The sequence below is a fragment of the Paraburkholderia atlantica genome, from assembly GCF_009362785.1.
Classification (GTDB): Bacteria; Pseudomonadota; Gammaproteobacteria; order Burkholderiales; family Burkholderiaceae; genus Paraburkholderia; species Paraburkholderia atlantica.
In genome coordinates this window covers 42,425-64,300 of the sequence record NZ_WHNQ01000015.1, presented here as the reverse complement: position 1 = coordinate 64,300, position 21,876 = coordinate 42,425, and the positions used below count along the sequence as shown (strand labels likewise).

Annotated in this window: 19 protein-coding genes and 3 pseudogenes; 14 read left to right on the top strand and 8 right to left on the bottom strand. The window is 63.9% G+C overall.

All coding sequences use genetic code 11. The features are described from left to right. Nucleotides 1-60: 60 nt before the first annotated feature. The 7 genes and pseudogenes from GCT19_RS21440 to GCT19_RS43410 all read left to right on the top strand — a co-directional run. Complete coding sequence (locus GCT19_RS21440; protein WP_152853072.1) at nucleotides 61-1,542, top strand: sugar ABC transporter ATP-binding protein; 1,482 nt, start codon at nucleotides 61-63, stop codon at nucleotides 1,540-1,542. Next, the gene (locus tag GCT19_RS21435; protein ID WP_152853071.1) at nucleotides 1,539-2,504 is read left to right on the top strand and encodes an ABC transporter permease; all 966 of its coding nucleotides are present in this window, start codon (nucleotides 1,539-1,541) and stop codon (nucleotides 2,502-2,504) included. The genes GCT19_RS21440 and GCT19_RS21435 overlap by 4 nt, the downstream gene beginning before the upstream one ends. After that, nucleotides 2,501-3,487 carry an ABC transporter permease gene (locus GCT19_RS21430; protein WP_152853070.1) on the top strand — a complete coding sequence of 329 codons (987 nt, stop codon included), beginning with the start codon at nucleotides 2,501-2,503 and terminating at the stop codon, nucleotides 3,485-3,487. The genes GCT19_RS21435 and GCT19_RS21430 overlap by 4 nt, the downstream gene beginning before the upstream one ends. A 57-nt stretch (nucleotides 3,488-3,544) precedes the next feature. Beyond that, complete coding sequence (locus GCT19_RS21425) at nucleotides 3,545-4,453, top strand: SMP-30/gluconolactonase/LRE family protein (RefSeq protein WP_018432667.1); 909 nt, start codon at nucleotides 3,545-3,547, stop codon at nucleotides 4,451-4,453. 33 nt (nucleotides 4,454-4,486) lie between these two features. Next, nucleotides 4,487-5,506: an ABC transporter substrate-binding protein gene (locus tag GCT19_RS21420; protein WP_018432666.1), complete on the top strand. Its 1,020-nt coding sequence runs from the start codon at nucleotides 4,487-4,489 to the stop codon at nucleotides 5,504-5,506. A 462-nt stretch (nucleotides 5,507-5,968) separates the two neighbouring features. Next, nucleotides 5,969-6,961: a TRAP transporter substrate-binding protein gene (locus GCT19_RS21415; protein ID WP_013093292.1), complete on the top strand. Its 993-nt coding sequence runs from the start codon at nucleotides 5,969-5,971 to the stop codon at nucleotides 6,959-6,961. Between the two features lie 59 nt (nucleotides 6,962-7,020). Then, nucleotides 7,021-7,122 (top strand): annotated as a pseudogene (locus GCT19_RS43410) (IS5/IS1182 family transposase); the annotation flags it as partial. A gap of 184 nt (nucleotides 7,123-7,306) precedes the next feature. On the opposite strand, the gene GCT19_RS21405 reads toward GCT19_RS43410, so the two are convergent. The 3 genes and pseudogenes from GCT19_RS21405 to GCT19_RS21395 form a co-directional block, all read right to left on the bottom strand. Continuing rightward, nucleotides 7,307-8,362, bottom strand: coding sequence for a hypothetical protein (locus GCT19_RS21405; protein WP_152853136.1), 1,056 nt, complete (start codon nucleotides 8,360-8,362; stop codon nucleotides 7,307-7,309). 87 nt (nucleotides 8,363-8,449) lie between these two features. Further along, nucleotides 8,450-8,645 (bottom strand): annotated as a pseudogene (locus GCT19_RS21400) (IS3 family transposase); the annotation flags it as partial. Nucleotides 8,646-8,729: 84 nt separating this feature from the next. After that, nucleotides 8,730-9,218: a lysozyme inhibitor LprI family protein gene (locus GCT19_RS21395; RefSeq protein ID WP_152853069.1), complete on the bottom strand. Its 489-nt coding sequence runs from the start codon at nucleotides 9,216-9,218 to the stop codon at nucleotides 8,730-8,732. 573 nt (nucleotides 9,219-9,791) lie between these two features. On the opposite strand from GCT19_RS21395, the gene GCT19_RS21385 reads away from it, so the two are divergent. Continuing rightward, complete coding sequence (locus GCT19_RS21385; protein WP_018432663.1) at nucleotides 9,792-10,499, top strand: ferredoxin reductase domain-containing protein; 708 nt, start codon at nucleotides 9,792-9,794, stop codon at nucleotides 10,497-10,499. Nucleotides 10,500-10,626: 127 nt separating this feature from the next. Here GCT19_RS21385 and GCT19_RS21380 read toward each other — a convergent pair whose 3' ends face one another. Continuing rightward, a complete protein-coding gene (locus GCT19_RS21380; protein ID WP_026228135.1) occupies nucleotides 10,627-10,815 on the bottom strand; it encodes a hypothetical protein in 189 nt (62 codons plus the stop codon). A gap of 188 nt (nucleotides 10,816-11,003) precedes the next feature. Here GCT19_RS21380 and GCT19_RS21375 point away from each other — a divergent pair. Both GCT19_RS21375 and GCT19_RS21370 read left to right on the top strand, forming a co-directional pair. Further along, nucleotides 11,004-11,309 (top strand): annotated as a pseudogene (locus GCT19_RS21375) (cupin domain-containing protein). Between the two features lie 129 nt (nucleotides 11,310-11,438). Then, nucleotides 11,439-11,978, top strand: coding sequence for an SRPBCC family protein (locus tag GCT19_RS21370; protein ID WP_152853067.1), 540 nt, complete (start codon nucleotides 11,439-11,441; stop codon nucleotides 11,976-11,978). A 71-nt stretch (nucleotides 11,979-12,049) separates the two neighbouring features. Here the strand turns inward: GCT19_RS21370 and GCT19_RS21365 are convergent, their stop codons facing one another. Beyond that, nucleotides 12,050-12,418: a helix-turn-helix domain-containing protein gene (locus GCT19_RS21365; protein ID WP_152853066.1), complete on the bottom strand. Its 369-nt coding sequence runs from the start codon at nucleotides 12,416-12,418 to the stop codon at nucleotides 12,050-12,052. Between the two features lie 125 nt (nucleotides 12,419-12,543). Between GCT19_RS21365 and GCT19_RS21360 the strand changes: the two genes are divergently transcribed. The 4 genes from GCT19_RS21360 (at nucleotide 12,544) to GCT19_RS21345 (ending at nucleotide 19,219) form a co-directional block, all read left to right on the top strand. Beyond that, nucleotides 12,544-15,714 carry an ATP-binding protein gene (locus GCT19_RS21360; RefSeq protein ID WP_321576846.1) on the top strand — a complete coding sequence of 1,057 codons (3,171 nt, stop codon included), beginning with the start codon at nucleotides 12,544-12,546 and terminating at the stop codon, nucleotides 15,712-15,714. A gap of 42 nt (nucleotides 15,715-15,756) precedes the next feature. Continuing rightward, the gene (locus GCT19_RS21355) at nucleotides 15,757-16,008 is read left to right on the top strand and encodes a nickel-binding protein (protein WP_018432656.1); all 252 of its coding nucleotides are present in this window, start codon (nucleotides 15,757-15,759) and stop codon (nucleotides 16,006-16,008) included. Nucleotides 16,009-16,145: 137 nt separating this feature from the next. Then, complete coding sequence (locus GCT19_RS21350) at nucleotides 16,146-18,467, top strand: VTT domain-containing protein (RefSeq protein WP_152853064.1); 2,322 nt, start codon at nucleotides 16,146-16,148, stop codon at nucleotides 18,465-18,467. Beyond that, entirely contained in the window at nucleotides 18,467-19,219 is a 753-nt protein-coding gene (locus tag GCT19_RS21345) for an endonuclease/exonuclease/phosphatase family protein (protein ID WP_152853063.1), read from the top strand. Before GCT19_RS21350 ends, GCT19_RS21345 begins: the two co-directional genes overlap by 1 nt. 19 nt (nucleotides 19,220-19,238) lie before the next feature. Here the strand turns inward: GCT19_RS21345 and GCT19_RS21340 are convergent, their stop codons facing one another. Genes GCT19_RS21340 through GCT19_RS21330 form a run of 3 tightly spaced genes read right to left on the bottom strand, consistent with a single transcriptional unit; the run spans nucleotide 19,239 to nucleotide 21,873 of the window. Next, on the bottom strand, nucleotides 19,239-20,600 hold the full coding sequence (locus tag GCT19_RS21340) for a c-type cytochrome (protein ID WP_152853062.1): 1,362 nt from the start codon (nucleotides 20,598-20,600) through the stop codon (nucleotides 19,239-19,241). Next, the gene (locus GCT19_RS21335; protein ID WP_152853061.1) at nucleotides 20,597-21,547 is read right to left on the bottom strand and encodes a cytochrome c oxidase assembly protein; all 951 of its coding nucleotides are present in this window, start codon (nucleotides 21,545-21,547) and stop codon (nucleotides 20,597-20,599) included. Before GCT19_RS21335 ends, GCT19_RS21340 begins: the two co-directional genes overlap by 4 nt. After that, the gene (locus GCT19_RS21330; RefSeq protein WP_018432651.1) at nucleotides 21,544-21,873 is read right to left on the bottom strand and encodes a hypothetical protein; all 330 of its coding nucleotides are present in this window, start codon (nucleotides 21,871-21,873) and stop codon (nucleotides 21,544-21,546) included. The genes GCT19_RS21335 and GCT19_RS21330 overlap by 4 nt, the downstream gene beginning before the upstream one ends. Between the last annotated feature and the right edge of the window lie 3 nt (nucleotides 21,874-21,876).

The following is a 21,876-nucleotide window of genomic DNA, read 5'->3' as shown; positions in this document are numbered from 1 at the left end:
TCACATCCCAGCAAGCAATTCGAGCAAGCAGTTCGCGTGGCCACGCATGGAGGCATGTGAATGGGAGCAACATCAAGCAGCGAGCAGCACAGCGCGCTGATTCGCTTCGAAGGCATCGGCAAGGTCTTCGGCCGGGTACGCGCGCTCGCCGACATCGACTTCGCGTTCCAGCGCGGAGAATGCGTAGGCATCGCGGGACACAACGGCGCCGGCAAATCCACGCTGATGGCCGTGCTGGCCGGCGTCTATCCGCCGACGCAGGGGCGCATCGTCGTCGACGGCCAGCCCGCGCCGCATTACGACGCGAACGCCGCGCGCGATGCGGGCGTGCGCTGCGTGTTCCAGGAGTTGTCGCTATGCGCGAACCTGACGGTCGCCGAGAACATGACGATCGTGCATCCGCAATTGCGCGGGCGCGGCTGGCGCCGCGAGGCGACCGCGCTGATGCGCGAGAAACTCGATGAAATTTTCCCCTGCAACGGGCTGAACGGCAACGAGCTGGTTTCCGACCTGACGCTCACGCAACAGCAGATGGTGGAGATCGCGCGCGGCTTCACGGTGACAGACACACCGGTGCGGCTCGTGATTCTCGACGAGCCGACCTCATCGCTCGACGCGCATACCGCCGATCAATTGCTCGCGTTCGTGCGACGCGCCGCGCAACGCGGGATCACGTGTGTACTGATCACGCACATGCTCGGCGAGATCGAGCGTGTCGCGGATCGCGTGGCCGTGATGCGCGACGGCGGCATCGTCGGCGTGTTGCCGCGCGAGGCGTCGAGCCGCGCGGCGATCATTCAGGCGATGGGCCAGCAGCTCGAAGCGGACAAGACGCCCACGGCCGCGCGCTCGAGCAACGCAAGCGGCGGCGAGCGCGCGTTCCGCTGGAACGTCGGCGCACATAAGCGCACGTCGATAGAGGCATCGCGCGGCGAGATCGTCGGCTTTGCGGGACTCGCGGGACAAGGGCAGACGGAGGCGCTGCTCGCGATCTACGAGGCCGCGACGCGTCACGGCGCCGCCCGCGCGAAGGCCGCGTTCGTCGCGGGCGACCGCGGCCGCGACGGCGTGTTTCCGGTCTGGTCGATTGCGCAGAATCTGGATCTGCGGTGGCTTCTCGGCGGCGCTAAAGCGCGGCGCGGTCTGGTCGACCGCACCGCGGCGCGCGCGCTCGTCGAAGCGTGGCGCACGAAGATCGGCATACGCGGCGCGCCGATGAACGCGGGCATTCTGTCGCTGTCGGGCGGCAATCAGCAGAAGGTGCTGTTCGCGCGCGCGCTCGCGTCGGACGCGGAGTTGATCCTGATGGACGATCCCACGCGCGGCGTCGACGTCGGCACGAAGCGCGATATCTATCAGCTCGTGCACGATGAAGCGCACAAGGGCCGCACCTTCATCTGGTACACGACCGAAAACGAAGAGCTGTCGCATTGCGACCGCACGTATGTATTCCGCTCCGCCGCGGTCACGCGTGTGCTCTCTGCCGACCAATGCACGGAAGAAGCGCTGCTTGCGGCGAGCTTCGAGGAGCAGGCCGCATGACGCCCGCGCGCTTTACAGTCGAACGCTTCACTGTCCAAAACACTCAGGCGCGCCTGCGCGCACTGCTTCCGGCGATCTCGCTGATCGCGGTGCTGGTGCCGATCGTGATCATGCAGCCTGCGGTGATGAGCTACTTCGGCAGCAGCCTGCTGCTCAATCTCGCGGTGCCGATCGTGCTCGCGACGCTCGCGCAGCTCGCGATCATCACCGTCAACGATCTCGACCTGTCGATCGGTTCGTTCGTGAGTCTGGTCGCGTGCATCGGCGCGACGCTGCTCGCGAAAGAGCCATGGCTCGGCGTGCTCGCGCTCGTCGGCTGCGTGCTGGCGTATGCGGCCGTCGGCGCGCTGATCGAGCTGCGGCAGATCCCGTCGATCGTCGTGACGCTCGGGCTTTCGTTCGTGTGGAGCGGCCTCGCGATCGTGCTGCTGCCTTCGCCTGGCGGCACGAGCCCCGGCTGGCTCGGCACCGCGATGAACTACCAGACGCCGTTGATCGCGGCGCCGATCGTCTGGTCGGTGGTGATCGCGATCATCGGCCATGTGCTGCTTATGCGTACCTCGGCCGGCGTGCGGATTCGCGGCGCCGGCGGCAATCCCCGCGCGATGCGCCGCTTCGGCTGGTCGCTCGTGCGCAGCAAGGCGACGCTGTATGGGATCGCGGGCATCTTCGGCGTGCTGTCAGGGCTGTCGTTGCTCGGCCTCACGACCTCCGCCGACGCGAATCTCGCGCTGCGCTACACGCTGCTGTCGATCGCGGCGGTGATCCTGGGCGGCGGCGAATTCATCGGCGGACGCGTGTCGGTGATCGGTGCGGTGCTCGGCGCGATAACGCTGACGCTTGCGGCATCGTTCCTCGCCTTCCTGAACATTTCGGCTGACTGGCAGGTCGGCATGCAAGGAGCGATTCTGATCATCGTGCTGTCGCTGCGCGTGCTGCTTCAACGCGGGGAGCGTCAATGAAATCGCAGACTTCGGACAGTGGGATCGGTGCCGGCGACGGCGTCTTCACGCGCTTGAGGGACCTTCAGGCGCCGTGGGCGTGGTCGTTCGCCGGCGCGGTGCTGGTGTGGTTCGGCATCGTCGGCGTGTTCGGCTTCGGCATCGCCAGCAATGTCGCGCAAACGGCGCTCACGTACGGCGTGTTCATGGTGTTGGTCGGTCTCGGGCAGATGCTCGTGATCACGTCGGGTGTCGGCAACATCGACCTCTCGGTGCCGTCGACGATCGCCCTCGCCGGCGTGATCGGCATGCACGTGATGGGCGGATCGGACGCGCGCGTCGCGCTCGGCGTCGCAGCCGCGCTCGGCGTCGGCGTCGCGGTGGGCCTCACGAATTATGTGCTGATCCGGCTGCTGCGCATTCCGCCGATCATCGCGACGCTGTCCTCGAGCTTCATCATCCAGTCGATCGCGATCACGCAAGGCCGGCAGCTGCCACCGCCGCCGCCCGCGCTCGGCGCGTTCGCGACCGGCCGGTTCGTCGGCGTGCCGTACATCGCGCTTTTTGCGCTCGCGTTGTCGGCGGCGCTCGCGGTGCTGTTGCATCGCGCGGTGTATGGCCGCAGGCTTTCGGCGATCGGGCAGAACGCGCGGGCCGCGTGGCTCGCCGGTGTCGACGTGCACCGCACGCGCTGCGTCGCGTACGTGTTGTGCTCGATGATCGCGGCGCTCACCGCGCTGCTGCTCGCGGCGAGTTCGGGCGGCGCGTCGCTCGACATGGGTGTCGAGTACATGCTGATCTCGATCGCCGTGGTCGTGATCGGCGGCACGCTGGTCGCCGGAGGCAAGGCGACGATCGTCGGCGTGTGGGGCGCGTCGATGTTCCTGTACCTCACCAACGCCGCGCTCAATGCGCTCGGCGCCGATGCCGGCGTGCGCGCGATCGTCTACGGCGTGCTGATCGTCGCGGTGACGGTCGCGGCCGGCGGAAAGACCGCGCGGTGAAGCCGCGTGAACCCGCATGAACTGCTTTGCGAATCTACACAAAGAACGAGAGGGGACATGAAATCCAGCGACTACGAAGTGCATGACCCGCGTTTCAGGCGGCTGCTTCAGCCCAACGCGTTCCTGACGCGCGTCACCGATCAGAGCCTGTGGGCCGAAGGACCGGTGTATTTCCCGGCGACCGACCTGCTCGTCTGGAGCGACATACCGAACAACCGTATGCTGCGCTGGGCGCCGGGCATGGGCGTCGGCGTGTTTCGCGCGCCGTCGAACTACAGCAATGGCAACACGCGCGACCGCGAAGGCCGGCTCGTCACCTGCGAGCACGGCACGCGGCGCGTGACGCGCACCGAACACGACGGCAGCGTGACCGTGCTCGCGTCGCACTACGAAGGCAAGCGGCTCAATTCACCGAACGATGTCGTCGTCGATTCGAGCGGCAACATCTGGTTCACAGATCCGGACTACGGAATCTTGAGCGACTACGAAGGGTATCGCGCTGAGAGCGAGATCGGCCGGTGCAACGTGTATCGCGTGTCGGCGGACAGCGCACGAGTGGAACTGGTCAGCGACGAGTTCGTGAAGCCGAACGGTCTCGCATTCTCGCCGGACGAATCGCGGATCTATATCGCGGATTCCGCCGCGTCGCACGACGACGACGCGCCGCGTCATATCCGTGTGTTCGACCTGGCGGGCGGCGGACGTTTGCGCAACGGACGGGTGCTGGTCGGGATGAAAAGCGGCGTTCCGGACGGCATGCGCGTCGACGAGCACGGCAACGTGTGGACCAGCGCGGAGGACGGCGTGCACTGCTATGCGCCGGACGGCACGCTGCTCGGTAAGATCCTGATTCCCGAGGTAGTCGCAAACCTCACGTTCGGCGGCATCAACCGGAATTGCTTGTTCATCGCGGCGACCTCGTCGATTTATTCGCTTTACGTCGGGGTGCGCGGCGCGGAGCGTTGAAGCGTTACACCATCAAAACAACCGGAGACAAAAATGAAGATGACGACAATCGCCGTGGCGCTGTGCATCGCCGCGGCATCGGCGGGTGCCTCGGCTCAGGTCGCGACGGGCGACACCTCGTCGCAGAAGCTCGCGCTGTCGAACAACTACGCGGGCAACAGCTGGCGCCAGCAGATGCTCAAGAGCTGGGCCAACGTCGCGGACCCCGCAGTCAAGCAGAAGATCGTCGCGTCCGCGCCGAGCTTCACGACTGCCGAAAGCCAGGCGACCGAGCAGGTCCAGCAGATCCAGAACCTGGTTTTGCAGGGCTACAAGGCGATCGTCGTCGACGCCGTTTCGCCGACCGCGCTCAATGGCGTGATCAAGCAGGCTTGCGGCGCGGGCGTGACGGTCGTGTCGTTCGACGGAATCGCGACCGAGCCCTGCGCGTACCGAATCGCGGTCGACTTCCAGGGCATGGGCCGCATGCAGGTCGATTACCTTGCGAAGCGTTTGAACGGCAAGGGCAATCTGCTGGAGATCCGCGGACTCGCGGGCGTGTCGGTAGACGACGAGATTCACCAGGGCGTCGTCGAGCAGTTGAAGAAGTATCCCGGGCTGAAGATCGTCGGCTCGGTCCACGGCGACTGGACGCAGACGGTCGCGCAAAAGCAGGTCGCGGGCATTCTGCCGACCTTGCCGCAGATCGACGGCGTCGTGACCCAAGGCGGCGACGGCTTCGGCGCCGCGCAGGCGATCAAGACGGCGGGACGGCCGACGCCGATCATCATCCTCGGCAACCGTCAGGAAGAACTCGCGTGGTGGGCCGATCAGAAGAAGAGCGGCTACGAGACTATGTCGGTGACGATTCCGCCCGGCGCGTCGACGTTCGCGTTCTGGGTGACGCAGCAGATTCTGGCCGGCAAGAAGGTGCCGCACGATATCCGGATGCCGGTGCTCGAAGTGAAGCCGGAAGAACTCGATGCGGTGCTCGCGAAGACGCCGGCCGGTGCGCTGGCGAACAAGGAGTACACGCGCGGCGAGGTGGTCGCCGTGATTGATGGGAAAAAGTGAGCGGGCGGCGCCTCGAGCACCCACACGGCCATCGCTCTGAGCCACAGACGACGCCCGGATTCCAGGAGCCGCACCGGTGTCTTTGCTATGCGAGCGTCGTTTTGGGCGACGCTTCAGCCGCGCGACGGCACGGCTGGGCGTTTGCTGGCCGGGCCGTTCGTTGGAGACCCGCCCTAGGGCTGGATCGCTCTCGGCAAGCAGCGGGTCACGGCATTGCCAGCAGCGATGAATGCTGAGCTGCTACCTGATGTTAGCCGCCCTATGCGCCGGACGTTTAGCGCCGGGCTCCTGGCCCTGGGCCCACGGCGCTGCAGCCCCGCCACTTCGCCGTCCAGCCCCGCTGTCATCGGGCTTCGCAAACTGGGCGGCGAATCCGCTCCAGCCGGGTCGGCACCGGTCTAGCGTTGACGCATGAAAAATACCCGACAAATTACAAGCCCCCAACCGGAGGAGTTTCGCACGATGAACAATAAGTTTGCCTTTTCCCGTGTTTCGATGATCGTCGCAGCTGCGGCGCTGGCCTTCAGCACGATGTCGGCTGAAGCGCGCGTGTTCCGCGTTGCCGAGGTGCACGGCGACACCTTCCCGACCAATGTGGCGGTGAAGCATATGGGCGAAGAAATCAGCAAGGCGACCAACGGCAAGGACACCGTGAAGGTGTTCGGCAACAGCGCACTCGGCTCGGAGAAAGACACGATCGACCAGGTCCGCATCGGCGCACTCGACATGACGCGAGCCAACGGTGCTTCATTCACCGAGATCGTGCCGGAAATCATGATCCCGTCGCTGCCGTTCCTGTTCCGTGACATCGACCATTTCCGCAAGGTCATGTACGGCCCGGAAGGCCAGAAGATCCTCGACGCGTTCACGGCGAAGGGCATGATCGCTTTGACGTTCTACGAAAGCGGCGCGCGCTCGATGTATGCGAAGAAGGCGATCAAGTCGCCGGCGGACATGAAGGGCCTGAAGGTCCGCGTCCAGCCGTCCGAGCTGGTTGTCGACGAAATCAAGGCGATGGGTGGCATCCCGACGCCGATGCCGACCGCGGAGGTGTACACGGGCCTGAAGACCGGCATCGTGGACAGCGCAGAAAACAACTTCCCGACTTATGAAGAAGGCAAGCACTTCGAAGTCGCCACGGTCTACTCGGAAACCCAGCATACGATGACGCCGGAAGTGCTGGTGTTCTCGAAGAAGGTGTGGGACACGCTGACGCCGCAGGAGCAGCAGATCATCAAGAAGGCCGCGGCCGACTCGGTGCCGGTGTATCAGCAGTTGTGGACCGCACGTGAAGCCGAGGCGCAGAAAACCGTCACCGCAGGTGGCGCAACGATCATCCCGGCAGCTCAGATCGACCGTGCAGCGTTCGTGAAGGCGACCCAGCCGGTGTGGGCGAAATACGAAAAGACCCCGGAGATGAAGCAGATCGTCGACGAGATCCAGGCGATCAAGTAAGTCTCGCTCCCTGGCGGCAATGGTCCCGCGAGATTCTTCGCGGGACCTGTAGCGCAACAATAGAGACGGGTGCCAATCGTAACGATGTCACCCAACTCGTTCCGCTGATCGAGGCCATCGTGCCGACCGGCGGCAGGCTCGGGCGGCCTTTGAGCCGTCCTGGCCGCGTCTCTTCCGGCTGCCGCATAACAGCTTTTCTTGGAAACATCTCATTGAGGATAGAACCAGCCGCGGAGCAGGCACCGCGCAAGCCACTGCCTGAACATCTGTCACGCGAGATCCGGACGCACTTGCCTGAATCCGCCGACATGTAGGTAAGGCACTCTTCAAACCATCGGGGGTCAGTCAGGTCAAAATAACTTTGCCGTCTTTCACGGTGCCGGTTTTCGTCGTCACTCCGTCGGAAACCGTGCCGGTGAGGGCCCCGTCAGGCTTGCTGCTCCCGTCCACGCTGAGTTCAATCTGTTCCGTAAGCGTTGGGCCGCCCGTCGCATAAGCTGTCACGAGGCTCCAGCCACTGGGAGATGCCACGCGGTCCCAGACGCTGAGCACACCGTAGCTGCCTTGGACTTCGAGTTCCAGAGCGTCGAACAAGCTGGATAGCTGGGGAAATGCGATGGGGTTCGACGATCGCAGCGCTTGCGTAGAGCCGTGGTGCAGCCTTTCCAGGGCAACCTGGAGAGATTTGCGCGCTTGCGCCGAGCTGAATGGACAACCATCCATCACCTGTTTGAACGTAGCGCGTCGCTCGAATGCCTCCAGCAGCCAGCGGGCCTCTTCTTCGGATCGGGGCGTTGCCGTTTTAGGGAGATTGAAGCCCAAGCCAAGCAGGGGACCGGGGCCTTTCACTGTCAAGGCAACACGCCGAACGCCGTGGAATGCTGTCGAAGTACCCTTTTTCCGCTGCGCACGTGTCCAAACTCCCCAAGCCTTCAGTTTGGTCTTGCTGGAGGTCATCGCCAGGTGCTGGGCCATGGGCGAAATGAAGTGACCTGCGGATGCTCCCTTCGGGGGAGCTGCCGTATCAGGCAGGGGCGTGAAGGTGGGTTGAACCGGTGCCACTACGCGACGACCATCGGCACCGAGTCCGTAGTGTCCGATCACCAGACCAGCGGGGTCTGCGATCATGACTCGACCCCAGGTACGAATCTCGGGATTGCAGCCATAGGGATCAAAGGCTTGATCTGGAGTTTTTCCCGCAACCGCGCGCACCATCTGCGCCTGCCAGCCCGTCTGCCAGCCGTGCCGTGCATAGGCATGCTGCCCGCCTCCTGCCGCCACTTTGGACAATTCATCCTTCAGGTCAGCCTCATGCTGCTTCACGGCTGCGGCTACGTTACCAATGTGCGCCTCCAGGTGCTGGAACTGCAATCCCCTGTCTTTTGTCTTGGCAGTGACCATGCTTCCCTCGATTGAAATGGTGCTCAATATCGCAGAGCCTGTGCCCCTTGGCAACGGGGGGCGAGGTGATTTAAGGAACTCCGGCACTTGCTCAAACCCTACAGGCGATAAATCGCCGGCGAAACCGTGTCGGCGAATCGGGTTATAGAACATCTCAATGTGATCGAATACGTCCGAGGTGGCCATTGCCCGGGCTCGGATAGATATGCCATTTGATTCGCTCCTTCTTCAACGCACTGAAGAAACTCTCGGCCATGGCATTGTCATGGCAGTTTCCGCGACGACAGTGCTCGGCCGATCCGGGCACGCGTCCCACGCCGCGAATCGAGAAATTACCGCCGCAAAATGATATTCGGAACGTTGTACGTCAGTATCCCGTTGCTCTGCGCGCCCCCGCTTCGCCGGCCAGTTGCCTCGCGCGCGCGATGGTCATTTCGATGGACGTCGCGTACGCCGCAAGGTCGCCGCCGTTGCCTGAGCCATACGAAGCTCGCACACGTCTGCTCTCCGCATCCCGAAACGCGCCGAAGGCGCGGGCAGCCTCGTCAAAGGCAAGCACGGGATGCACAGCACGGCTCCCCTCGCTGACACTTTCGAGTTCCACCAGGCCGGCCCGCGCCTCATTCCCGGCAGCCGCCAGTTCGATTTCGGCCTGCCTGAGCACGGCAGGATAGCAATCGCGCTGTCGGGCAGTCGACTGTTGGCTGCGACATTGCTGGTACATGGCCTCCGCTTTTTCGGTGGCCATTGCTGACTGGATTGTCGGGCAGAACAGCCACGTGCCAACAAGCGCGGCGCTGCGCGACATGCGCAGGAGTAGTTCAATTGTCGGATTAGATAGCATGAGCCGATTCATGACTGTCGGTATGTGACTAAACAAGGCTGCTTTATGTTGGGTCTGCCGGACGCTCCTGTACGACAGTCTGTTGGTGTCACCGGTCACCTTCGGCTGGCATCTAGACACCTGTCGTCTCGATCGCCGGCGTCGCGCAGGTGGGGTTGGATTCCTCCAGTTTGCACCAGAATTCCATGTGGTTAAATAGCTGGGCGATGTGCTGCAACAACCCTCCTCTACACCAGCGCTCCCAAATCAACGCTCTCTGGCTTTCGCTGCAATAGATCCTGGGGGCCGCTGTTTTATTTGCAATACTCCCGCCACTCATGAGGCGTTCATTGTGTTGCATCCACCGGTTGAATCCGCAAGCCGTAAGCGGACAAGTCAAGGTCAACACACGAACCACAGCTGTGGCCGGTTTCGGACGAATATCGTGATTAGCGTATACGAGGCATGCGCGAACCACATCTTGCGGGCTTCATCGGTGCGCCCTACCCTGACACGGACTCACAACGATAAATGCCCGGGCCATCTGCATTGTGTTGGGTTGCACCGGTAGCTTCCCGCTCATATCAGGTTCGTACCGGAGGAGTCATGCACGAAAAAATGCTTGCTGCCGTTGTGACACGAAAGTGGCAACTTGCGCAGGGGTACCTCGCGATCGAGATAGAGACAAAATACCCCACCCAGCTGCCGCCATTTGACGACGGTGCAATCGTCGACCTTGTCCGGCACACCAGTAGCAACATTGTCAGATCCCATCCCCTGTGGCGCGTTCCTGCTCGTGACGACGCGTTCATCCTTGGCGTCAGGCAACGGATCGCGAAAGAGTCAGAGTTCCCGCAATCGGGATTTTCCTGGAACGAGGGAGATGAGATTCGCGTCGGAAAGCCGAGAAGTACCGCTATCGTGATGGACAGCACTCCCCGTTATATATTGTTCTCGGCGGGCGTTGGATCGATTGCCATCGCTGGCACTGCAAAGCGGCTTGCTTCATCTGGCAGATGTCTCGAGATTTACAATTTCGCTCGAACACTTCAGCGCGCCGTCTTCAGGAAAGAGCTAGACGACTTCCTGGGACACGCTCGGGTTTGCCACAAAATTGGTTTAAGCGACGCAGAGATTTTGAACGCTATATCTCACGCCGTGAGCCCCGCACAGGCCAACACACAAATAATCTGTAGCGGTCCGCCGTCCTTCATGAAGCTTGTCGAACACCAGGCACTTGATTGGGTGTATCCATCCAACATTCACAAAATCATTCTCGGAGAAAGGCTCGCGGAGGATCGAAAACGACCCTGACATCAAATGCGGGAGTAGTGCTTAATCGGATGGAAATATTCGAACCATTCTATTGTGGATTTATGCACGGGATGACTAAGGATGCGTCGCATAATACGTTGGTATAAGTTTGCGACGGAATGAGGACCTACCCGTCGCTGCTCTTACCCCCGACGCCGACCTTGCCGCGCCCGACCTTGCGATGCGGCGCGCAGCGGCGCAACCTTTTCCTGGAACTGGCTGTCAACGTGACGTGCTCCGCGGGGTAGCGGGTCGTCTTGTCCAGTGCGGCCTGATAGCCGCGATGGCGTGGATCGATGCGCCTGGTAGCGGACATGACTGGCACCTCCTCAGAGGATTCTAGCCGAAACTGCACGGTGGTCATGCCGCGTTCCTGAACACGCTGCAGTCGAACCCGCGACAGTTGCGCGCGGGTGTGACCGTCGTGCGACTGGGCAGACCGGAACGGCGGTTGGCAGGACCTCAATAGCGTTTTTTCATCTCACTCATCGACGGATACGAAACGTGAAAGTCCAGCAGATCAAACAAAGCATCGCATTACAGGGACTGGGAAACTGGGGCACGGCCGGTCCTGTCGGGACGCCCGAGATCAGAGTTTCCGGGATGCGGAAGATAATTCCGGGCAGCGAAGGGATCGACGAAGGCATCTTCGAATGCACGCCCGGCACCTATCGGCGCTCTGTCGGGCAGGCTTAGGTGATGCACTTTCTAAGCGGCCGTGGCCGCTTCACGCCCGATGGCGAAGACGCGATCCACTTTACAGGCGGTGACACGTTGTTCTTCGAAGCCCAGGTCTATGTCATTTTCTAGCGATCCGCATGGTCAACTGTCGTTACGCTCGCCCCGCGTATTGAGACCGCTCAGATGTTCATGATTTGATCGGAACGAGCGCCGCGATGCGATACTATCGGCGCACGGAGCATACTTCGCGAGTCCCAGATGAAATGGCCATCGAAATGGATGAGCGCGGTCCTGGCAGTCATCGCGGTCGCTGCACTGCTTGCAGTCCCGTTGCCTGCGTCGGTCAATCTGACGACGAAGATTGCCACCGTGATCTCGATCGAGCGACCGGCTGCGGTGGTTTTCGACTACGTAACGACGCCCGCTCACTGGCCCGAGTGGCACCCGTCTTCGCTATTGGTAACAGGGGCGATCGGCCACTCGTTAAACGTTGGTGAACAGGTTACGGAAGAATTTCGCGTGGCGGGTCGTCGGGGAAGCGTACTCTGGACGGTTGCCGTACGAGACCGTCCTCACAAATGGGTGATTGTCGGCGCGATAGACGGGAAACCCGCAGGCACGGTGAGCTACGCGCTGACACCCGTAGCGTCCGGGACACGATTCGAGCGTGAGTTCGTGTACCGCGCACCGACACTATGGTTTGCGCTGGTCAATGTCTTATTCGTTCGCACGCGAATCCAGCAGGAGTCCGAGGAGGCAGTCGCGCGACTGAAGAAAGCGTTGGAAAGGATGCCTTAGCCTGGATTTCGCGTGTCGTGGCCCTGGAGCGCAAGCGCCGGGCGAAGCAGTTGCTGCCATCGCATGCTGCATCATCGGGCGAAGGGTCCGGTATGGAGCGATGAGACCAGGAAAGCAACGGGCACAACACAAAGTCCCGGCTCGCAGCCGATTGCCGATGCCTGTGGTTCGCTGATCCAATATTGCTGCCGCGCCGCGTCATACTGAACATTGCCGCGCAACACCTGCCGCCCCAACCACTCGAGCACTGCCTGCCGATCGGTTCCGGTCCTCTTCGCGAGTTGCTGCGCGCAGAGCGGATTGTCAGCCAGTGCTTCATACAGCCGGAGCGCGTCCACTTCGGCCGACGTTGTTTCCAATCTCGAGGCTCCGCCTCGATGCACCAGTGCGCCGAGGCATGCGAAGAGCTTGCCCTGATAGTTAGCCACGTTGACCTCCATTGATTTCCAGTAGCACCGCGTTTAGCTCTGGTAGTAATCTGCGCGTAAGCGGCGATCCGATGTTTTTTTGCTATTTGACGAGATCAGCGTGCACCTGGAAGGTTGTATTGAGCGTTGGAGCCATCGTGGGAAACGTCGAAATTGCTGACGCTTCGTGCGGACCACTGTGCATTCGCCTGCTTGGCGAACTCGAACTGACGCGCGGCGGCGCGCGGGTTCCGTTGCCCGCTTCCCGACGCACGCGTGCGCTGCTGGGCTATCTCGTTCTGTCCGGCGCCCCGGTATCGAGACCGGCGCTGTGCGACATGCTCTGGGAGGGTCCCGACGATCCGCGCGCCGCCCTTCGCTGGAGCCTGTCCAAGCTCCGCCCTCTGCTCGACGACGCATCGCACGAGCGCATCGTGGCGAGCCGCACGCACGTCGCGTTCGAAGCCGCCGGCGCAGTTGTCGATGTAACCAGGCTTGATGCGCTGCTCGCAGGGGGAGCGGAGCGGACATCGGTTGCCGCGCTGCAGGAAGCAGCGCAGTTGCTGCGTGGTGACTTTCTTGGCGGGCTCGAACTGCCCGGCTGCTACCGCTTCTACAACTGGTGTATTGGCCAGCGTGAACGATTCGGCCGCATTCGCGGCACGGTCCTGCGTGCGCTGGTCGCGACGCTGGCGACGGACGTGCCGCGCGCGTTGCAGTACGGGCACGAGCTGATCGACGCCGATCCGCTCGATGAGTCGGCCCACGCAGCGCTCATCGCATTGCTGGAAGCCGCGGACCGTCATGCGGATGCGCAGGAGCATCACCGGTATGCGCGCGAGCTGCTCCACCGCGAGGTCGGGGCGCGCGCCTGTGCGAGCCTCGACGACGCGGTTCGGCGCATGCGAGACGATACACGCCGAAGTCGCGCGAATCACGGTGGCGATCGTATGCCGCGCGATGAACACCGCACGCCTGAAGATCGTCTTCGGACGGCCGTGCAAAACGCGCATGCGAGCGGCGGCGACCAGCAACCGGTCTCGCGTTTGCCTCTGGTCGGGCGCGAAGTGGAACGCGCACGACTCGACGACCTGTTGGCGTCGTCGTCGGGCGCCGGAACATTGACGCTGTTGACGGGCGAGCCCGGTATTGGCAAGACGCGTCTGCTCGAGTATTTCAGCGAATGCGCATCGAATGCCGCGTATCGCGTGCTTCGCGCGCGCTGCTACGAAGCCGAGGCAATCCGCCCATACGGCATCTGGATAGATGCATTGCGCGACCTCGCGAGCGACGCAGCGCCGCCCGTCGACGAAGCCCTGGCCCCGCTCGTGCGTGCGACGGTCAACAGCGCGTCCGGCATTCAGCGCGACGAGGGTGGCCGCGAGCGGCTTTTCGAAGCGGTCGTCGCGCTGCTCGGCCGTCTGTCGGTCGAACAGCAACTGGCTTTCGTCCTCGACGATCTGCAGTGGCTCGACGAAGCATCGGCGGCATTGCTGCACTTCGTGCTGCGACGCCTCGCGCCCGGCCTGCCGGTCGTCTTCGTCGCGGCCGCGCGGCCCGCCGAAACCGAGGACAACCGGTTTGCAGCGAAATTGTTGCAGTCGCTCGCGCACGACTCCAAGATGACGCGCGTCGAGTTGGCGCCACTTTCCGCCGACGAAGTGGCAGCACTTCTGGGCGCATCGAGAAGCGATCTCCAGGTCGAGCAGGCCGTCAAAGGCAGTGGTGGCAATCCACTCTATGTGCTCGAATTAGCGCGCTCGACGCAAGCGCCCGACGAAACCGCGACCCTCACGATCGAGGCCTTGATCGCCGATCGGCTCACACCGCTCGATGCGCGCACACGCGACCTGCTTTCGTTCGCGGCTTGTATCGGGCGCGAATTTGCCCCCGAGCAGTTCGCGCAACTGCTCGACCGACCACTCGTTGACGTTCTATCGAGCCTGGCTGAACTGGAACGTCGAGGCGTCCTGACCGCAGCCTCGCAAACCGGGTTCGATTTCACCCATGATCTGCTGCGACAGACTGTCTATCGGATGCTTTCGCAGCCCCACCGGCGGGCGATTCACCATCAGATCGCGCAGCAACTGCTGGCGTCGAGCACCCACGACTCGCGACTGCACGGTGAAGTCGTTCATCACGCAACGTTAGCGGGAGACTCGCGGATGACGGCGCTAGCGTGCGTCGAAGCCAGCCAGCACTGCCTGGCAGTGTTCGCGGCCAGCGAGGCTCGCGCTGTCGCGGATCGCGGTCTGGCCCATGCCCGTTCACTGCCGCGGGGGAGCGAGCGGGTGTGGCTCGAAATCCAGTTGCTCACTGCGCGGCTCGTCGCTCTGGCGAGTTCGGGCAGAGCATGTCCCGCGTCGATGGAACAGGAATTCGAGGCCGCCATCCAGCAAGCCGAAGCGCTGGCGCTTCATGCCGAGGTGGTGCAAGGTCTCCATAGCCTGTCGTGGCTCACACAACAGGCGAACGACGTCGAACGGACGCGTGAAGTCACGATCCGCGCAGCAACCGCGGCGCGCAAAGCCGATGCGACGACCCGCTGCAAGCAGCTTGCCAATACAGGCCGGTGTCTGCTCGAACTGGAGCGCGAACTGCCGCGGGCACGCAGCCTTTTGCAGGAAGCGCAAGCGCTGGCTGAACTTCTGGACCTGCGCGTCGTGGAACTGATGTGGGGCGCGGCGCTGCTTGCGCGAGCCGATGGAGCACTGGACACCGGGTCCGCACAGTTGAACGACGCGGTGCGGCAGGCGCGGGCGATCGGGGACCACTGGCGTGAGTATCAGTGTCTCGTCTGGCTCGCGACCGTCGATTTCGAGCGCGGCGCTTACTTGCAAGTCACGCAGCTGGCCGGCGCGATCGTCGTGGCCGCGAGGCGCATGGGCTACTCGGGCGCGCCTTACGCGAATATCCTCAGCGCGATTGCGTCGCTTCGTCTGACGGGCGGCGACGTGCGCGACTGTCGGTTCGAAGGGCTCGACACCTTGCGCGAGGCGGACGACAAGCGGCATCTCTGCTATGTCCTCAACGAGGTGGCGCTGACCTGTCTGGACCGTCGAGCAAGCGAGCATGCCATTGTCCACGCGCGTGAAGCGCTCGAGGCAGCGGAAATCCTCAATTCGCCGACCGGGAGAATCGTTGCGACAGCCGTGCTGGTCGAGGCAGCGCTCGCGCGAAGCGAGATGGAATCCGCCGAGTCCCTTCTCGCTTCATTGCGTGAGTTGCTCGGAGGCGAGCCGATTTCGCCCAGGAGTCACGCAGCACTACAACGGCTCCATCAGCGCTACCCCTCGATTACAACGATCGTTCAAACGCCCGCGGACTAAATTGCAGCAGAGGCAATTTCTGTCGCCCAACGGAGCATTGACATGTCGCACGTCGTCGTTGAAAGGAGCTTTCCGACGCCACAGTCGGATGCGGAGCTGTCCGTGGTGGAAGACCGCCTCGCACCGTGCAGTGAACTGTACGGCGTCGTCTGGAAGCGCAGTGTCGTTTCTGTCGATCGCAGACATATGATCTGCGAATACGACGCCCCCGACGCGGAAACCGTCCGCAAGGTGCAACGGGAGGCCGGCGCTGCGTTCGATCACATCTGGTCGGGCGAGGTCATAGAAAGCTGATCGGCATGCGTCCCTGCATGACGGTGGCAACAGCGTGGGCTGATGCTTTCGCCTCGAGCGTTACCTGCCCTTTCCACCTGATAGGCGCGCGGCACGCATCTTGCGCATCGTTCCGGCAATGTGACCGCGAACATGCCATGCAAGACCCTCTATACCCAAGTGATGCTGCGCGTATCGTTCCCATCAATGAATCGTTCTTCGAGCCGGGACGCAACTGCGAGTGCGTGCGCCATGCGAATCGCTTCACGCTGCTGATCGACGGGGCCGATTATTTCCGCGTGCTGCGCGAGGCGATCACGCGCGCTGAGCGCACGGTGTTCATCCTCGGCTGGGATATCGACAGCCGCATGAAGCTCACGCCCGAAGGATCGAACGACGGCTTTCCTGAAGCGCTCGGCGACTTTCTGCACGCAGTCGCCGCGAAAAAGCACCTGCTGCGCGTCTACATTCTCGCGTGGGACTTCGCGATGCTCTACGCGTTCGAGCGCGAATGGCTACCGGTGTTCAAGATGGGTTGGCGCACGCACCGGCGCATCGCGTTTCAGATGGACGGCAAGCATCCGTTGGGCGGCTCGCACCACCAGAAGATCGTTGTAATCGATGATTGTCTCGCGTTCGTCGGCGGTCTCGATCTCACGCGTTCGCGTTGGGACACGCAACAGCATCAGGCCGATGATCCCCTGCGCCGCGATGCAAACGGCGCACGGTATCAGCCGTGTCACGATGTCCATTCGATGTTCGATGGCGAGGCCGCACGTGAGATCGGCATACTCGCGCGCGAGCGGTGGGCACGCGCTTGCAAGAGCAAGCCCGCAATCCGCGCGCAACCCGTGCCGCCGACGCAGGACCCGTGGCCGCCGTCGCGCGGCGTCGAGCTGGAAAATGTCGACATTGCCATCTCGCTCACCGAGCCCGCATACATGGGCCGCGACAGTAAGCAGCAAATCCGCACCCAGTACCTCGATGCCATCGCGCGGGCACGCCGCAGCATTTACATCGAGAACCAGTACTTCACGTCGGCACCGATTGGCGCGGCGCTGAGCGAATCGCTCGCGCGGGAGAATGGTCCGGAGCCGACGATCGTCGTGCCTCGCAATCAGACCGGCTGGCTGCAGAAAGTGACGATGGGCGTGCTCCGTGCGCGCCTGCACGGCATGCTCAAGGAGGCCGACAAGTACGGCCGTTATCGCCTGCTGAGTCCCGACGTGCCCGGCCTGGGCGAATCCATCGTCAACGTGCACAGCAAGCTGATGATCGTCGACGACGAATTGCTGATCGTCGGTTCCGCGAATCTGAACAATCGCTCGATGGTGCTCGACAGCGAGTGCAATGTGTCGATCGATGCCGGCGCCGATGCACGCATCCGCCGCGCGATCGCGAAGATGCGCGATACCTTGCTCGCCGAGCATCTCGGCTGCGAAGTCGCGGACTTCGTGCGCGAGCGCGATGCGCGCGGCAGCGTGACAGCGGCGATTCGTGCCTTGCAGCGCGATCGCGACGAGCATCGAACGCTCGTCGATCTCGATCCGCAGGTCTCACCCGAGCTCGATCGTCTTATTCCGCCCGATGCGCTCATCGATCCCGAAACGCCCATCGCCGCGAACGAACTCATCGATCAGTTCGTGCCCGCCGAGAAGGCGCGGCCGCTGATTGGACGATATGCGCTGCTCGGCGTGCTCGCGCTGCTCGTCGTCGGGTTCGCGGCGGCGTGGCACTGGTCGCCGCTCGCCGGCTATCTCAACCTCAAATCCCTCGCGAATGCGGCGCGCCAGATCGAGGCGCTGCCGCTCGCGCCGCTGTGGATCGTGCTCGCCTATATCGCGGCGGCCGTTGTCTGCGCGCCGGTAACCTGGCTGATCGCGACGATGGGAGTCGTCTTTGGCGCGGCGTGGGGCGGGTTGTATGCGTTCATCGGCACCACGGTGGCCGCCGCGACGTCGTTCTGGATAGGCAACCGGCTCGGGCGCGATGCGGTGCGCAAACTCGCGGGCGCACGCGTGAACCGGCTCTCGGAGCGTGTCGCCAAGCGCGGAATCGTCGCGGTCGTCGTGTTGCGACTCCTGCCCGTCGCGCCGTTCGCCATCGTCAATCTCGTTGCAGGCGCATCACACGTCCGCATGCGCGATTTCATCATCGGCACGATGCTCGGCATGGGTCCGGGCATCTTCCTGACGGTGGCATTCGCGCATCAGTTGGTTGCTTCGTTGCGGCGCCCGACGGCGGGCTCGTTCGCCGTGCTGATCGGCATTGGCGCGGTGCTGATCGGGTTGTCGGTGCTGTTGCAGCGCTTTCTCGGCAGATCGGGCAGGAGCGACCCGCACGAAGGCGCGCCGAGCGATGATGACAAGCCGCGCGCCAGCGATGAAGCCGAACGCGCGCAGCGTTTGCGCGACCACAGCGGGATGCCTCGCGATGCCTCGGGCAAAACATCAACGCAATGTCAGGACGAGGCCAGCTGATGACACTGATGCACGACCCCGGCATCGATCAGCCGCGCATGACCTTTGCGCGCGAACGCGAACTGCGCATCGGGACTTACAACCTGCATGGCGCGGTGGGGATCGACGGCAAGTTCGCGCCGGAGCGCATTGGCGATGTGCTGGCTGAGATAGACGCGGATATTTTCGCGCTGCAGGAAGTGCCATTGGGCGGCGCGAGTTCGCCCGATGTGCTTGCACTGTTGCAACGCATGACGGGCCTGGACGCCGTCGCGGGCCCAACGTTCGACACGCCCGCGCGACGCTTTGGCAACGCCGTGCTGACGCGCTATCCGGTGCGCGCGGTGCGCACGCTGGACCTGTCTTTCAGGAGCCGCGAGCCACGCGGCGCGCTGGACGCCGATATCGATTGCAACGGCGAACTGTGGCGCGTCGTAGCGACGCATCTGGGCCTTGCCTCCAGCGAACGGCGCGCGCAGGTGGAACAGGTGTTGCAGAGCTTCGACACGCCCGCGCTGCCCGTCATCCTGCTCGGCGATCTGAACGAGTGGTTCGTTTACGGCCGTACGCTCAGGCGGCTCGTCACGCATTTTCGTCGCGCGACCGCGCTGCGTACGTTTCCTACGCGCTTTCCGTTGTTCGCGCTGGATCGCATCTGGGTGCATCCGGGCGAACGGCTGTTGCTTGTCGATGTGCATCGCACGCCGCTTTCGCGAGTCGCGTCGGATCACTATCCGTTGATCGCGCATATCAGCGCGTCGGTTAATGGATGATCCGCGCGCGGCTCGCCCGCTATTTGTGCAACTCGCTGCGCAACGTCGCGACGTCGTTGGCGGTGACGGGCTGCGCGTTGTTGCCCCAGGCGCCGCGGATGTACGTCAACACCTGGGCGATCTCGACGTCGGCGAGGGTCGTCGCGAACGCCGGCATCGACTGACGCGGCGGGCCGCTTTGCGTTGTCGGGCTGTTGCCGCCTTCGATGAGCAGCCGGATCAGCGAAGTCGTATCTTCCGCGATCACCGAAGGATTGCCGGCGAGCGCGGGAAACGCGTTCGGCACGCCACGTCCGTCCGCGTGATGGCAGCTCGCGCAGAACGACTGGTAGACGTTGAAGCCGACGCTCAGCGAGTCGGCCACGCGGTTGCCGTTCACGCTCGAACGCGCGGGATCGGCGCCGCCCGTATAGGTGCCCGACGGCCGCTGGGCGGGCAGCGATTTCAGGTAATGCGCGATCGCGTGCAGGTCCTCGTCAGTCAGATATTGCGAGCTGTCCTCGACCTGTTCGACCATGCTGCCGTACGCGACGACGCCCGCGCCGTGGCCGGTCTTCAGAAACGCGGCAATGTCCGCGGCGGTGAGACGGCCCAGTCCCGAACCCATGTCGCCGGTCAGGTTGGGCGCGAACCAGTGATCGTTGACGCCGCCCACCAGATAGTCGCTCGAGGACTCGTCAAGGCCGCTTTCCTGGTAGAACATTCCGCGCGGCGTATGACATGCGCCGCAATGTCCTGCACCTTGCACCAGATAAGCGCCGCGATTCCACTTCGCGTCGCTTTGCGGGCGCGGCACGTATGGCTGCGACGGCACGAACACCATCTGCCAGAAGCGCAGCGCCCAGCGCTGGTTGAACGGAAACGCGACGTCCGAGCGCGGCGTCGGTTTCGCGATCGGCGCGACGCCGTGCAGCATGTACTCATAGAGCGCGTGCACGTCCTCGTCGCTGAGCTTCGAGAATGACACGTATGGCATCGCCGGATAGAGCCGCTTGCCGCCGCGTGCGACACCCTCTCGCAGCGCGCGCCCGAACTCTTCGTAGGTGTAGCGGCCGATGCCGTACTGCGGGTCCGGCGTGATATTGCTCGACACGATCGTGCCGAACGGCGAACCCATGCCAAGCCCGCCCGCGTATGGCGCGCCGCCCCGCGGCGCGGTGTGGCAGCCGGCGCAATCGGCGGCTTTCGCCAGGTACTCGCCACGCGCGAGCCGGGACGGATCGAAGCTCGCCGCGCCGCCCGGAGCCTGCGCGTCAGTGCTCGCCGCCGCGCTATCCGTCGCGGTCGCCCCGCCGCTGAACGCGATCGCCAGCAGCCCAACGCACACCGAGAGCAACGCACCCGCCGCCGCCGATCGCACCACCGTGCGCCTTCGCATCATCGCGCGCCCTCCCCGCGGGCCCGCGCCGCGTCTTGCGTGAAAGCCGGTTGCCGGTCCGCGCGGCTCAGCCAGCGCGCCGCGACGAGCAGCCCGCCGATCAGATAGGCCAGCGCGCCCGGCACCCACATGATCAGTCCGCCCAGTTGCTGATCGTGCAGAGGATCGATGCCCAACACCGCGCACGGCTCGACATACGACGGATACCAGAGGCCCGGAGCCAGCGTGATCAGCGCGCCGAGCGCACTCGTGTGAACCATCGTCGTGAACAGCGACAGCATCGCGTGTCCGCCGTTGCCGCGGCGCGCGCCGTCGCCCGTCACGGTCCACCAGAAGAGCAGCGCACTCAGCAAAAAGCTGGCGTGCTGCAACGTATGCACGGATGGATGCGCAAGCGCGGCGTCGAACAACGTCGGCGCATGCCACGCCCACAAAGCGACGGCGTGCAGCGCCCACGCGACGAGCGGCGCGCTCAGGCAGCGCCATGCACGCGCGAACGGGCGAGCGCGCACCGCCCGCCCGAGCGCCAGACGCGCGCGCCGGGGCAGCGCCCACATCCATACGGCGAGCGGACGCCCAGCCACGCACAGAGGCGCCGCGATCAGCATCATCGATTCGTGCTGCACCATATGCGCGGAAAACAGCGCGCCGGACAACGTATCGAGCGGCGACATCAACGCGAGCCCGAGCGCGCTCCAGCCGCCCGCGAAGGCCAGCAGATGCAGCCTGCGCGAGCCGGCGCCGCGCCGCTGCGCGCGCGAGCGGCGCTGCAGCCGCGCATCGCCGATCAGATACCCGCCAAGGCTGAGTGCCATCAACGCGACGATCCACGGCTCGAAGCTCCAGCCGAACGACAGGCTCGCGCGATCGGCGGCCGACAGCCCATGCGCGGCAGCCGTCGTGCCGGGCAGCCAGGCCGCGCATGCGAACCAGCGAATGTGCCTTCTCATCGGCAAGCGGGCAGCAGCCATTGCGGAAACCACATCGCGAGTTGCACGAGCGCGGACAGCGCACCGACGATCATCGCCATCAGCGCGAAGAAGCCGGCGCGCGCGGCGCGCGCAGCATACGCCGGCGTGCCGCGCGATCGTTCGGCACGCCAGCGGCCGTAGGCGAGCCACGTGGCAAACGCGCAGAACGCGAACGCGGCCGCGCTGACCGCATGCATCGGCCACGCGGCGCCGCTCGCGCAGGCGAGCCGGATCAGCGCATAGTCGACGCTCTGTGTGGCGAGCACCGCCGTGGGTGCCGCGAGCAAACCTAGCCAGATATCCATCGG